This is a genomic window from Isoptericola sp. BMS4 (genome assembly GCF_011634835.1).
Taxonomy (GTDB): Bacteria; Actinomycetota; Actinomycetes; order Actinomycetales; family Cellulomonadaceae; genus Isoptericola.
The window spans coordinates 600013-613039 of sequence record NZ_SIRP01000001.1; the positions used below are offsets into that span (position 1 = coordinate 600013).

The window sequence follows — 13027 nt, forward strand, 5'->3', positions numbered from 1 at the left end:
TCACTCGTCCGGGTGGGACAGGACGAGGTCGTGGCCGTCCACTCCCTGGCCCGCCACGGTCAGCGCGGTCGCCACCGGCGGGTAGCCCGTGGCGATCACGGTGTACTCGCCGCCGTCCAGGTCGGTGAACGCGTAGGCGCCGTCCTCGCCGGTGACGGCGGTCCCGGCGACGTTGCCCGCCGGGTCGACGAGCGTGACGCGCGCGTCCGCGAGCGGACCGTGCGCGGAGCGCACCACGCCGGTGACCCGGGAGCCGGCCGCGAGGTCCACCTCGACGCGGGTCGCGCCGCCCACCCCCACCTCGACCGGCAGCGCGCGGGGGCGGAAGCCCGTGGCGTTGACCGCGACGGTCACCGTGCCGGGCACGACCTCGTCGACGGCGAACGTGCCGTCCTCGTCGGTGGTGGCGGTGGCCAGCAGGTCGCCGCGCACGTCGGTGACCAGCACCATCGCGCCGGTCACCGGCTGCAGGTCGGGGCCGCGGACGACGCCGCGCAGCCCGCTGGTGCCGCTGAGGAGCACGTCGTGCGCGAGCGGCATCTCGCCGACGACGATCGTCGACGCCTGCGGCTGGAACCCGTCCGCGGACGCGATGAGCACGTAGGTGCCGGCGCCGGGGGCGTCGACGGTGTACGCGCCGTCGGACCGGGCGATCGCCAGGCTGAGCTGGCGCCCGCCCAGGGAGATGAGCGTGATCGCCGCCCGCGGCAGCAGGGCGCCGTCGGCCCCCCGCACGAGGCCGTGCACGGGGACGCCCGGCGTGCCGTCGCCGGTCGGTGCCGGCGCCGTGCCGGGCGCCGCGTCGGTGGTCGAAGACTCGTTCGTGGCCGGCGTCCCGTTCATGGCGGAGCTCGCGACGAGCGCCTCGGCGGGCGCGGCCGCCGGTGCGTCGTCGGCCTGCGACACGGGCGCGGTGCGCAGCGGCACCTCCTTGATGAAGATCACCAGCAGGAAGGCCACGAGCGCGGCACCGGCGGCGATGACGAAGATGTCCGCGATGCCGTCGCCGTACGCGCTCTCCATGATGGTGCGCAGGGGTGCGGGCAGGGTGTCCATGTCCGGGATGTCGCCGGAGGCGGCGCTGGTGCCCTGCGCCAGGGCGGCGCCCTGCGGACCGAGCTCGGTGAGCCCGTCCTGGACGTAGTCGGCCACCCGGTTCGCCATGATGGCGCCCAGCGCGGAGACGCCGACGGCGCCGCCGAGGGAGCGGAAGAAGTTGATGGTGGAGCTGGCCGCGCCGAGCTCGTGCGGGCGCACCTGGTTCTGCACGGCGAGCACCAGGTTCTGCATCATCATGCCGACGCCGAGGCCCATCAGCGCCATGAAGACGGCGACGTGCCAGTACTCCGTGTCGTAGTGGATGGTGCTCAGGAGGCCGAGGCCGCCGGTGAGCAGGACGGCGCCCGTGACGAGCCAGCCCTTCCACCGCCCGGTCCGCGTGATGATCTGGCCGGAGACCGTCGAGGAGACGAACAGCCCGCCGATCATCGGGATCGTCATGACACCCGCCATCGTCGGCGACTTGTCGCGGGCGAGCTGGAAGTACTGGCTGAAGTAGATGGTGCCGGCGAACATCGCCACGCCCACGAACATGGACGCGACGCTCGAGAGCGTGACCGTCCTGTTCCGGAACAGGTGCAGCGGGATGATCGGCTCGGACACCTTGGACTCGACCAGCACGAACAGCAGGATGAGCACGAGGGCCCCACCGGTCATCGTGTAGGTCTGCCACGAGTCCCAGTCGTACTTGTCGCCGGCGAAGGTGACCCACAGCAGCAGCAGGCACACGGCGGCGGTGGACAGGAACGCGCCGCCCCAGTCGATCCTGACGTCCTCGCGCTTGACGACCGGCAGGTGCAGCGTCTTCTGCAGCACGATGATCGCGATGACCGCGAACGGGATCCCGACGTAGAAGCACCAGCGCCAGCCGAGCCAGTCCGTGTCGGTGATGAGGCCGCCGAGCAGGGGGCCGCCCACGGTCGCGACGGCGAACGTCGCGCCCAGGTAGCCGGAGTACCGGCCGCGCTCGCGCGGCGCGATCATCGAGGCCATGACCACCTGCGCCAGCGCCGACAGCCCGCCGGCGCCGATGCCCTGGAAGACGCGGCAGACGATCAGCCACTCGGCGCTCTGGGCGAGACCCGCGGTGGCGGAGGCGACGACGAAGATCACCAGGGCGATCTGGACCAGCGCCTTCTTGCTGAACAGGTCGGCGAGCTTGCCCCAGAGCGGGGTGCTGGCCGTCATCGCCAGCAGCGACGCGGTGACCACCCAGGTGTAGGCGGACTGGCCGCCGCCGAGGTCGGCGATGATCTGCGGGAGGGCGTTGGAGACGATCGTGGACGACAGGATCGCGACGAACATGCCCAGGAGGACACCTGTCAGCGCCTCCAGCACCTGCCGGTGGGTCATCGAGCTCTCGGTGCCGCCCGTGCGGTCGCCGCGGCGGGCGTGCGCCGGCGACGTTGCTGTCGTCGTGGCCATGGAGGTCCTCTCGGGGTACTGCGTCGGTGGTGCGTCAGGCCTGCGCGGAGGTGCCGGCCGTCTCGCGGTCCGGCGGTGTGCAGTCGGCGAAGCTGCCGTGCAGCCGGGCCATGAGGGCGGTCAGCCGGTCGATCTCGTCGTCGTCCCAGTCGCTCATCCGTTCGGCGAGCAGCCCGGTGGTGCGTTCCGAGATCTCGTCGAGCATCCGGCGGCCGGCCGGGGTGAGGCTGAGGGTCCACGACCGCCGGTCCGCGGGGTCCTGCGTCCGCTCGACCCAGCCCTGCTCGACGGCGTGGGAGACGTGGCGGCTGGTGACGGAGATGTCGAGCCACATCTTGTCGGCGAGCAGGCTCAGGTGCGTCGGCCCCTGGCGGTGCAGGGTGGACAGCACGGCCGTCGGGCCGACGGGACAGTCGTGCGGAAGGTTGCGCACGATGGCGCGCTTGACGGCGCCGACGGCGCGCAGCTGTCGCTGGAGATCCTCGTACCGTGACCGGTCGGACACTCGCCCACCTCCAAGATGGTTGCAGCAGGCAACCATAAAAAGGTTGCTTGCAGAAATCAAATTGGTGGGCCGGCGGGTCCCGGACGGCAGACGGCTGTGCCCGGCGGCCGGTGAGGCTCGCCGGGCACAGCCGTGCCGCGCCGACGATGGCGCGGGCGGGGAGAGGGGGTGGGGTCAGGCGCCGCCGAGTGCGCTGTCGACGACGTCCTTCGCTGCGGCCTGCACCTGCGCCAGGTGGTCGGCGGAGACGAACGACTCCGCGTAGATCTTGTACACGTCCTCGGTGCCGGAGGGGCGGGCGGCGAACCAGGCGTCCTGGGTGGTGACCTTGAGCCCGCCGACCTTCGCCCCGTTGCCGGGTGCCTCGGTGAGCGTGGCCGTGATGTCCTGCCCGGCGAGCGTCGTGGAGGTGACCTGCTCCGGCGACAGCGCCGCGAGCCGCGCCTTCTGGTCCCGCGTGGCGGGCGCGTCCACCCGCGCGTACCAAGACTCTCCGTAGCGCTCGACGAGCTCGCGGTGGTGCTCCGACGGCGTGCGCCCGGTGGTCGCGATGATCTCCGACGCCAGGAGGGCCAGCAGGACCCCGTCCTTGTCCGTGGACCACACGCGGCCGTCGCGGCGCAGGAACGACGCGCCCGCCGACTCCTCGCCGCCGAAGGCGACCTCGCCGGTGAGCAGGCCGGGGACGAACCACTTGAAGCCCACCGGCACCTCGACGAGCCGCCGACCCAGGCCCGCTGCCACCCGGTCGATCAGTGCGGACGACACCAGGGTCTTGCCGATCGCCGCGCCGCCGGGCCAGCTCGGCCGGGCGCCGCCGTAGAGGTACTCGATCGCGACGGCGAGGTAGTGGTTGGGGTTCATCAGGCCGGCGTCGGGCGTGACGATGCCGTGCCGGTCGGAGTCGGCGTCGTTGCCGGTGGCGACGTCGTACGGCGTGGCCCCGCCGTCGGGGCGCATCGCCGCCACCAGCGACGCCATCGCGGACGGGGAGCTGCAGTCCATGCGGATCTTGCCGTCCCAGTCCAGCGTCATGAACGACCAGCGGGGGTCCACCTGCGGGTTCACGACCGTGAGGTCCAGGTCGTACCGCTCGCCGATCGCGCCCCAGTACTCCACCGACGCGCCGCCCAGGGGGTCCGCGCCGATGCGCACGCCGGACGTGCGGATCGCCTCGACGTCCAGGACGTTCGGCAGGTCGTCCACGTACGTCGTGAGGAAGTCGTGCTTGTGGGTGGTCTCCGCTGCCAGCGCCGCCTCCAGCGAGACGCGGCGCACCGACGCCAGGCCGCCGTCGCGCAGGATCGCGTTGGCGCGGTCCGCGATCCACCCCGTCGCCTCGGACCCGGCGGGGCCGCCGTGGGGCGGGTTGTACTTGAACCCGCCGTCGCGCGGCGGGTTGTGCGACGGCGTCACGACGATGCCGTCCGCCAGCCCGGGGCCGTGGGTGCGCACCCCCTCGTCCGTGGCGGCGCCGTTGTGGATGAGGATCGACTGCGACACCGCCGGCGTCGGCGTGTACGAGTCGCGGGCGTCGACCATCACCGTCACCCCGGCCGCCGCCAGCACCTCCAGCGCCGTCTGCCAGGCCGGCAGCGACAGGGCGTGCGTGTCCCGCCCGATGAACAGCGGCCCGTCCGTGCCCTGCGACGCACGGTACTCCACGATCGCGAGGGTGATCGCCGCGATGTGCGCCTCGTTGAACGCCCCGTCGAGGCTCGACCCGCGGTGCCCGGACGTGCCGAACACGACCTTCTGCGCCGGATCCTCCGGGTCCGGGGTGCGGTCGTAGTAGGCGCCCACCACCCGATCGACGTCGATGAGGTCCTGGGGCTGGGCCGGCTGTCCTGCGCGCTCGTGCATGGGGTCGATACTGCCAGCAGGCGATTGATCCGCCCAGGACGACAGGCGATCGCGTGTTGACCACCGCTGATCCCCACGAATGTGGGGAACACTGCCGTCGGATCGTGTCGGTCCACGTCGGCTCATCCCGCTGTGGTCGGGAGTACCTCTCGATCGAGGCTAGCCCAGATCTGTGAACAGGTGGCAGTGAACACTTGTACCGATACGAGACGGCGTCAATTTCATCCTGGCGCGAGCATGCGGAGGATGTGACGCTCGGATCAGATCCGAGGAGCTGGTCACCGATGATGTTCGCCTGGGAAGTGCGCTCGGGGCTTTCCCAGCGTGCGCCCCACCCTGCGGGACGTGGCCGCTCGTGAACCTGTCCGCCGGCGCCCGATCGGTGTGGGCCAAGAGCTGGCCGCAGCGTCAGCGCGACGTCGAGCAGTGGAGTCCGCTGTGGCGTCATCTCCAGGATTCGGCGGCCGTCGCGGGACGCCTGTGGGACGAATGGCTCCCGGCCGCCGTGACCCGGCAGATCGCGGAGGCGTGCGGTGGCGACGACGCCGGCCGCACGCTGCTCGTGCTGCTCTCCGGCGTCCACGACGTAGGAAAGGCGTCCCCTGCCTTCGCCGTGCAAGTGGATGCGCTGCGTGACCAGATGGTCCGTGCGGGCCTGCCGATGCCGCACCGGCTTCCGGAACGAAGCGATCTGCCGCACGGCCTGGCGGGGCAGGTCGTGTTCGAACGATGGCTCGAGGAACGGTACGGGTGGCAGCGCCCGGCGGCGGGTGCGCTCGGTTCGGTGATCGGCGGGCACCACGGTGTGCCACCGTCGAGCGGCGAGCTCAACCGAGCCCGCCGGAACCTGGAGCTGCTCGGCGACGGCCCCTGGGCGCGCGTGCAGGACGAGCTCATCGAGCACATGGCGCAGCACACCGGAGCGACCGGGTACCTCTCGGGGGACGTCTGGCATCGCGTCCCGCAGCACGTGCTCGCCACCCTGCTCGGCCTCGTCGTCGTCGCCGACTGGCTCGCGTCGAACCAGGACCTGTTTCCGCTGGTGCCTGTGGGAACGGAAGCCGTGCTGCCCCAGCCGCCCGTCGAGGACGCGATGCGACTCGACGCGGCGTGGGCCGACGCCCACCTGCCACCGCCGTGGCACCCGAAGGACCTCCGCGCCTGCGCGGACGAGATTCTCCGCACCCGCTTCGAGCTGCCGGACGGCGCGTCCGCCCGGCCGGTGCAGGCGGCCGCGATCGAGGTGGCGCGCACCATGGACGCCCAGGGAATCCTCGTCGTCGAGGCGCCGATGGGCGAGGGCAAGACGGAGGCGGCGCTCGCGGCCGCTGAGATCCTCGCGGCGCGCTCGGGTGCCGGTGGCCTCATGGTCGCCTTGCCCACCCAGGCCACGAGCGACGCGATGTTCGCCCGTGTGATGCGCTGGCTCGCGCGGACGACGCCCGATGCCGGCGCAGGTGCCGGCGTGGAGAAGGCTCTGGTGCCCGACGCCGGCGGCGAGAACGCGCGCCGGTCGGTCTACCTCGCCCACGGCAAGGCCTGGCTCAACCCGGACTTCTCCCGGGTACCGCGCGGCCGTCCGCGGAGTGGGGACGTGGGGCGGGACGAGGCCGGTGGTGGCGCGTACGTCGACTCCTGGATGACCGGCCGCCGCAAGGGAGTGCTGGCCGACGTCGTGGTCGGCACGATCGACCAGGTCCTCTTCGCTGCCCTGCAGTCGCGTCATGTCGCGCTGCGGCACCTGGCGCTCGCGCGCAAGGTCGTGGTGCTCGACGAGGTCCACTCCTTCGACGCCTACATGAACGTCTATCTCGAGCGCGCGCTCGAGTGGCTGGGGGCGTACGGAGTGCCGGTCGTGGCGCTCTCGGCGACGTTGCCGCCCCGCCTGCGGGACCGTCTGGTCGACGCGTACCGGCGGGGCAGGGCTGCGGCGGGGGGAGCGTCGGTGCGGCGGGATCGCCGACGCGATCGGCCTCGACCAGCGGTCCTCGCCGCGCCGGCTCCTGGCCCGGCCTCCAGCTCGGTCGCCGACCTGCCCAGTCCCGCCGGGCCGACGCCGTCGTCGTCGCGGGTGACGGCACTGACCGGTGGGGTCGCGGCCGGGTCCGACGTCGAAGGAGCGGCAGCGACTCGGCGCGTCGCTGTCGAGACAGCGGCCGACGAGGACGTCGTCGCTCTCGTGCGGGACGCCGTGGTCGACGGCGGGTGCGTCCTCGTGGTCCGCAACACCGTGCGACGTGCCCAGGAGACCTTCCGAGACCTCCAGGACGTGCTCGGCACAGACGTGGTCCTGCTGCACTCGCGATTCCTCGCGAGCGATCGCAAGCACCGTGAGCAGCGGCTCGTCGAGCAGCTCGGCCCGCCGTCCCACGGCGGTGGTCGCGGGTCCAGGCCGAAGCGACTCGTCGTCGTCGCCACTCAGGTGGTGGAGCAGAGCCTGGACGTCGACTTCGACCTGCTCGTCACCGATCTCGCGCCGACCGATCTGCTGCTGCAGCGCATCGGGCGCCTGCACCGGCATGAGCGCCCCGCGGACCACCGGCCGCTGGCGGTGCGCCGGGCGCGCGCGGTCGTCGTCGGCGTGGACGACTGGACCGCCGCACCGCCGACGTTCCCGCGAGGAAGCGTGCCCGTCTACGGCGAGCACCTGTTGTTCCGGGCCGCGGCTCAGGTCGCCGAGAGAGCCTCGTCGGAGGCAGGGATCATGCTCCCGGGCGACATCGCGCCGCTCGTCCACATCGCCTACAGCGAGCTTCCGCTCGGTGCACCTGACTGGCAGGAGGCCATGCGAGCGGCGCGAGATGTCTCCGACCACGCGCGGAAGGTCGACGAGGTCAAGGCGGAGAGCTTCCTGCTCGGGGCACCCGGGGAGGACCGCGTCGGCCTGATCGGTTGGCTGGATGCCAGCGTCGGCGAGGCGGACGCCCAGGGCCGGGCGCAGGTGCGCGACTCCGAGGACGCCTTCGAGGTGCTTGTGGTCCAGGAGAGCGTCGGCGGTCAGTGGCGCCTCCCTGACTGGCTGGAGGCGGGTACCGGAGGCCAGCTGCTCGAGATGGGTGAGGTCCCACCGACGGCGAAACGTCGTGCCCTGGCGGGCACTGCCGTGCGGCTCCCGTCCTGGGTGGCGGCGGGCGACCTCGGCGACCAGGTCCTGGACGAGCTCGAAGCACTCGTCCGGGAAGCCTGGCAGGAGTCCCCCGACCTGGCGGGACAGCTGGTCCTGCCGCTGGGCGACGCCCGCCGCGCCGAGGTGGCCGGTTGCGAGATCTCCTACGACGAAGACGTCGGCCTCCAGGTCCGGCGCACAGCGGGTGAAGATCGCCGACCAGACGAGGAGACATGACATGGACGAACCCCGATTCTCGCTCGTCGACGAACCGTGGATCCCGGTGCTCGACAACGGCGTGGTGGTCGAGCTGTCGCTGCGCGACGTGTTCCGCCGCTCGCACGAGGTCGGCCAGATCGCCTGCGAGCTGCCCACACAGTCCTTCGCGGTGCTGCGCATGGTGCTCGCCGTGCTGCACCGCGGTGCCAACGGACCGCTCAGCGTCGACGAATGGGTGGAGATCCGCGACGAGTGGACGACGATGGTCGCGGACGTCGATGCATACCTGGACGACTGGCACGACCGTTTCTGGCTCCAGCACCCCGTGCACCCGTTCATGCAGGTCCCCGACCTGCGGACGGCGAAGGACGAGGTGTTCGGCCTGAGCCGCATCATCTGCGACGGGCGCCACGACTCGGCTGCGGAGGCGTTCCTGTCCACCCGGGTGGGGAACGACCTCGAGACGGCGTCCCTGGCCGAGGCCGCGCGCTGGTTGGTGCACGCGCACGCGTACGACGTGTCGGGCATCCACACCGGCGCCGTCGGCGACCGCCGGGTCAAGGGCGGCAAGGGGTACGGCATCGGGACCGGCTGGGCGGGGCAGATCGGTGGCCTGTACGCAGTGGGCGACACCTTGCGCGAGACCCTGCTGCTCAATCTCGTCGCTCCGACGCCCGCCGGGCTGACGCCGTCCGGTGACGACCGACCCGTCTGGGAGCGCGCGCCGCTCGGACCCGAGCCGGAGGACTGGGACGGCGTGCACGACCGGCAGCCGACCGGCCCGGTCGATCTCTATACGTGGCAGGCACGGCGCATCCGCCTCATAGGTGACGGCGACAAGATCATCGGGTGCATCAATGCGCAAGGTGACCGCGCCACCCCGTACAACCGGTACAGGTTCGAGCCCATGACGGCGTGGCGGTACTCGGAGCCGCAGACACGCAGGTTTCGCGCCGAGACCTACATGCCGCTCAAGCATCAGCCGGACCGAGCTCTGTGGCGTGGTCTGCCCGCGTTGCTCGTCCACGATCAGGATGGGGTCCCACGGGGGGAGCCGGCTCGCCGCCGTCCGCCAGGTGTGGTGCGGTGGATCGAGGAGCTCGAGAACCAGCAACGTATCGGCCAGGGGCTCGTGCGACTCGGTTCGGTCGGGCTCGAGTACGGGTCGAACGAGTCGGTCTACGAGCAGATGCTCGCCGACGAGCTCGACCTACCCGTCGACCTGTTCGATCCGGGCCGGCGTGACCTCGCGGACGCGGCGACGGCCGCGGTATCGGTGGCCGACGCCGCCGCCCGCGCGTTGGGGGCGTTCGCCCAGAACGTCGCGTTGGCAGCGGGAGGTTCCACCGAGTCGGACTCGCCCGACACCAGTGCCCGTGAGCGGGCGTACGCCCGCCTGGACAAGGTGTTCCGGGCATGGGTGGCGACCCTGCGGCGGGGGAGCGACCCCGCCGAACGGCGCGTCGCCTGGCAGCGTGCCGTGTACGCCGTCGTCCGAGGGGTGGCCGATGACGTGGTCGACACCGCCGGACCCGCGGCGTTGGTCGGCAGGGTCGCGGGTGGGCACTTTCGCGACGTCGGCGTCGCGGAGCGATGGCTGGGGAGGCGTCTGCGCGAGGCGCTCCCGCACGCGTTCGAGGGTGATGACGGAGACGACGCGGAGGAGGCCGCATGACCACGACGGAGGCGCCCGAGGGTGCCGTCGAGGAGACACGCAGGAGAGGCCGGCGTCTCGGCGACACCGGTCGGTACGTCGCCCGGCGGGCAACGATGCTCCAGGAGGGACGCCACCGTTCACGAACGGTCGCCGCGCTCGCCCACCTGCGCGCGAACGTCGGCAAGGAGCCGGGCAGCGACCCCGCCATCTGGTGGCTCACCGTCGACGGGGTGCCTGGCAAGCCGCACGGGGACGACCCCACGCGTGAAGAGCGTGCAGTGCACGCGGCGCTCACCCTGTACGCCGTCCACCAGCAGGCACGGAGCGAAGCGATGCATCGTCCGGGCGTCGGACTCGGGCACGCGGTCGCCAGCCTGGAGCGGAACCACGGCGACGCCGACGCCGACCGGACCTCACCCGTGCGGCGCCGGTTCGACGCCGTCGTGACCGCGACGGACGTGGTCGAGGTGACCCACCATCTTCGGGGCCTCGTCACCCAGATGCGCGGTGCCGGCATCGGCTTCGACTACGGACAGCTTGCCGACGACTTCGTCGACTTCCAGCGTCCGGGGCGTCAGGACGACGTCCGCCGCCGCTGGGCGCGTCAGATCTACCACCAGAACAACGACACCACCGAGGAGCGCTCGTGAGCCGGACCATCGTCGACGTCCACATCCTGCAGTCTGTCCCGCCGAGCAACCTCAACCGCGATGACACCGGCAGCCCCAAGAGCGCGACCTACGGAGGCGTGCGGAGAGCCCGGGTGTCCTCCCAGGCATGGAAGCGGGCGACACGCTTCGCATTCCGCGACCAGGTGGACCCTGAGGAGTTCGGCGTCCGCACCAAGCGCGTCGTCGAGCTGCTGGCGGGTCGGGTCCACGAGCTCGATGCCGACGTGGCAGAGCCGGACGCGGCGGCGCTCTCGGTGCTGACCGCCGCAGGCATCAAGGTGAAGGAGCCGCGCGGCAAGAAGGACGCCCCGGCAGAGTCCGGGTACCTGCTGTTCCTCTCCGCGCAGCAGGTCGACGCTCTGGCGCGGCTGGCCGTCGACGCAGCACGGTCCGGCGACGCGCCTGACAAGAAGATGGCGCAGTCGCTGATCAAGGGGAAGAACTCGGTCGACCTCGCGCTCTTCGGGCGGATGGTCGCGGACGTCACCGACCTCAACGTGGACGCGTCGTGCCAGGTGGCGCACGCCCTGTCCACGCACGCCGTCGACACCGAGTACGACTACTTCACCGCCGTCGACGACCACAAGTCCGACGACGCCGAGGAGGACGCCGGGGCGGGGATGATCGGCACCGTCGAGTTCAACTCGGCGACCCTCTACCGGTACGCCACCGTCGACGTCGATCTGCTGGCGGGGAACATCGGCAGCGCAGCAGCGACGGAACGCGCCGTTCGTGTCTTTCTCGACGCTTTCGCGAAGTCCATGCCGACCGGCAAGCAGAACACGTTCGCGAACCGGACGCTCCCCGACGCCGTCGTCCTGTCCGTGCGCGACGACCAGCCCGTGAACTACGTGGGCGCCTTCGAGGAGCCGGTGGTGACCGGTGCGGGGAAGGGCCGCATGGCAGAGTCCGCACGTCGGCTCGCCCGGTACGCCGACGACGTCGAGACCGCCTACGGCTCCGCGCCCCTGCGCACCTGGGTCGTCGCCGTGGGTGGTGCGAAGGACCAGCTGGCGGGCTTCGGGGAGACCTCGGGGTTCGAGGACGCGGTCGTCGGGGTGAGTGGTCTCGTCGCGGAGCGGCTCGCGGCGGAGGACCGATGAGCACGTTGCTGCTGCGGCTTGCGGGCCCGATGCAGTCATGGGGAAGCGGGTCACGGTTCACCGTCCGTGGGACGGACGACGCGCCGACGAAGAGCGGTGTCGTCGGGCTGCTGGCTGCCGCTCGAGGGATGCGACGCACCGACCCGCTGGAGAGCCTTCTCGATCTAACGTTCGGAGTTCGCGCCGACCAGCCGGGGACCGTGGAGCGGGACTTCCAGACTGCTCGCGCCGCCGACGGCAGCCGTTCGTATCCGCTGACGCACCGGTACTACCTCGCCGACGCCGTGTTCGTCGCGGCCGTGGAGGGTGACGACGACCTGATCGCCGGACTGGACGAGGCGCTGCGGCGGCCGGCATTCCCCCTCTACCTCGGTCGTCGTGCCTTCCCCCCGGACGGTCCGGTGACGATGGGGACCCGGGCGGGCGGCGTGTGGCGGGCCCTGCACGACGAGGAGTGGCAGGCGGCGCGGTGGTATCGGCGGCGTCAGGGCTCGACCGTCGACCTCGACCTGAAGGTGGACGCCGTCGCGCTTCCCACGGACGGCCGCGACGGTACGGCCCGCTCGCGCACGACGAGCGTCCCGGACGAACCCGTGAGCTTCGACCCCCGTCGGCGCGAGTGGCGGTTGCGCGCGGTCAGTTCCGCAACGGTGCGGGTCGAGAATCCGGACGGACGCAGCCGCCCCGGGTGGCACGACCCGATGGCTCTGGTGGGGGGCGCTTGATGTACCTGTCGCGGATCCAGATCAATCCCGTACGGCGTGGAGGCCGCAAGCTGCTGGGCTCGCCCCAGGCGATGCACGCAGCCGTCCTCGCCGCGTTCCCCCAAGCGGACGAGGAGCGCGGTCGGGTGCTGTGGCGCGTCGATCGGGACGGGCCGCGCACCTGGTTGTACGTGGTCAGCGGTCCCGAGCCGGACTTCGCGCACGTGGTCGAGCAGGCCGGGTGGCCGACCACGCAGAGCACATGGGCGGTGCGCCCCTATGGAGCGCTCCTGGGGAGGCTCGAAGCCGGTCAGACGTGGGCGTTCCGCCTGACGGCGAACCCCACACGGACCAGCGGCGGAAAGCGGTACGGACACGTGACCGCGGCGCAACAGCAGGAGTGGCTCCTGTCCAGAGCCGCCGGTTGGGGATTCGCGGTGCGCGGGGGTACCGGGGCCCCTGACGTGGTGGTGCACGACCGGCGGGTCGACCGCTTCCAGCGCAGCGGCCGTACGGTCACGATCGCCAAGGCCACCTTCGACGGTCTGATGACCGTTGCCGACGCCGATGCCCTGCGGTCGGCGTTGGCCCACGGGGTCGGCCCCGCAAAGGGGTACGGGTGCGGGTTGCTGACACTGGCGCCGGTGACCGACCAGTTGAGTCCCCGATAGTGGTGTAGCGCGGTCGCCAGGGTCGTCGCCGAGATCTTCGGCGA

General features: G+C 71.7%; 9 protein-coding genes. 6 read left to right on the forward strand and 3 right to left on the reverse strand.

All coding sequences use genetic code 11. From position 1 onward, the window contains the following. The 3 genes from EYB28_RS02645 to pgm form a co-directional block, all read right to left on the reverse strand. Positions 1–2484 carry an MFS transporter gene (locus tag EYB28_RS02645; protein ID WP_166844611.1) on the reverse strand — a complete coding sequence of 828 codons (2484 nt, stop codon included), beginning with the start codon at positions 2482–2484 and terminating at the stop codon, positions 1–3. Between the two features lie 34 nt (positions 2485–2518). Beyond that, positions 2519–2989, reverse strand: a complete 471-nt coding sequence (locus EYB28_RS02650; protein ID WP_166844612.1) for a MarR family winged helix-turn-helix transcriptional regulator — start codon at positions 2987–2989, stop codon at positions 2519–2521. 174 nt (positions 2990–3163) lie between these two features. After that, on the reverse strand, positions 3164–4852 hold the full coding sequence (pgm, locus tag EYB28_RS02655) for a phosphoglucomutase (alpha-D-glucose-1,6-bisphosphate-dependent) (RefSeq protein ID WP_166844614.1): 1689 nt from the start codon (positions 4850–4852) through the stop codon (positions 3164–3166). 355 nt (positions 4853–5207) lie between these two features. Between pgm and cas3 the strand changes: the two genes are divergently transcribed. The 6 genes from cas3 to cas6e are packed head-to-tail and all read left to right on the forward strand — an operon-like array spanning position 5208 to position 12983. Beyond that, a complete protein-coding gene (gene cas3 / locus EYB28_RS02660; protein WP_166844615.1) occupies positions 5208–8195 on the forward strand; it encodes a CRISPR-associated helicase Cas3' in 2988 nt (995 codons plus the stop codon). A gap of 1 nt (position 8196) precedes the next feature. After that, entirely contained in the window at positions 8197–9852 is a 1656-nt protein-coding gene (gene casA, locus EYB28_RS02665; RefSeq protein WP_166844617.1) for a type I-E CRISPR-associated protein Cse1/CasA, read from the forward strand. After that, complete coding sequence (gene casB / locus EYB28_RS02670; RefSeq protein WP_166844619.1) at positions 9849–10484, forward strand: type I-E CRISPR-associated protein Cse2/CasB; 636 nt, start codon at positions 9849–9851, stop codon at positions 10482–10484. The genes casA and casB overlap by 4 nt, the downstream gene beginning before the upstream one ends. Further along, positions 10481–11608, forward strand: a complete 1128-nt coding sequence (cas7e, locus tag EYB28_RS02675) for a type I-E CRISPR-associated protein Cas7/Cse4/CasC (protein ID WP_166844621.1) — start codon at positions 10481–10483, stop codon at positions 11606–11608. The genes casB and cas7e overlap by 4 nt, the downstream gene beginning before the upstream one ends. Further along, positions 11605–12333 (forward strand): type I-E CRISPR-associated protein Cas5/CasD, encoded by a 729-nt coding sequence (gene cas5e, locus EYB28_RS02680; protein WP_166844623.1) that lies wholly within the window; start codon positions 11605–11607, stop codon positions 12331–12333. Before cas7e ends, cas5e begins: the two co-directional genes overlap by 4 nt. Continuing rightward, complete coding sequence (gene cas6e, locus EYB28_RS02685) at positions 12333–12983, forward strand: type I-E CRISPR-associated protein Cas6/Cse3/CasE (RefSeq protein ID WP_166851578.1); 651 nt, start codon at positions 12333–12335, stop codon at positions 12981–12983. Before cas5e ends, cas6e begins: the two co-directional genes overlap by 1 nt. Positions 12984–13027 lie beyond the last annotated feature (44 nt).

Bases quoted from the DNA above. Each gene is read 5' to 3' on its own strand.
- EYB28_RS02645 (WP_166844611.1), bottom strand. From the start codon at position 2,484: ATGGCCACGACGACAGCAACGTCGCCGGCGCACGCCCGCCGCGGCGAC.
- pgm (WP_166844614.1), bottom strand. From the start codon at position 4,852: ATGCACGAGCGCGCAGGACAGCCGGCCCAGCCCCAGGACCTCATCGAC.
- casA (WP_166844617.1), top strand. From the start codon at position 8,197: ATGGACGAACCCCGATTCTCGCTCGTCGACGAACCGTGGATCCCGGTG.
- casB (WP_166844619.1), top strand. From the start codon at position 9,849: ATGACCACGACGGAGGCGCCCGAGGGTGCCGTCGAGGAGACACGCAGG.
- cas5e (WP_166844623.1), top strand. From the start codon at position 11,605: ATGAGCACGTTGCTGCTGCGGCTTGCGGGCCCGATGCAGTCATGGGGA.
- cas6e (WP_166851578.1), top strand. From the start codon at position 12,333: ATGTACCTGTCGCGGATCCAGATCAATCCCGTACGGCGTGGAGGCCGC.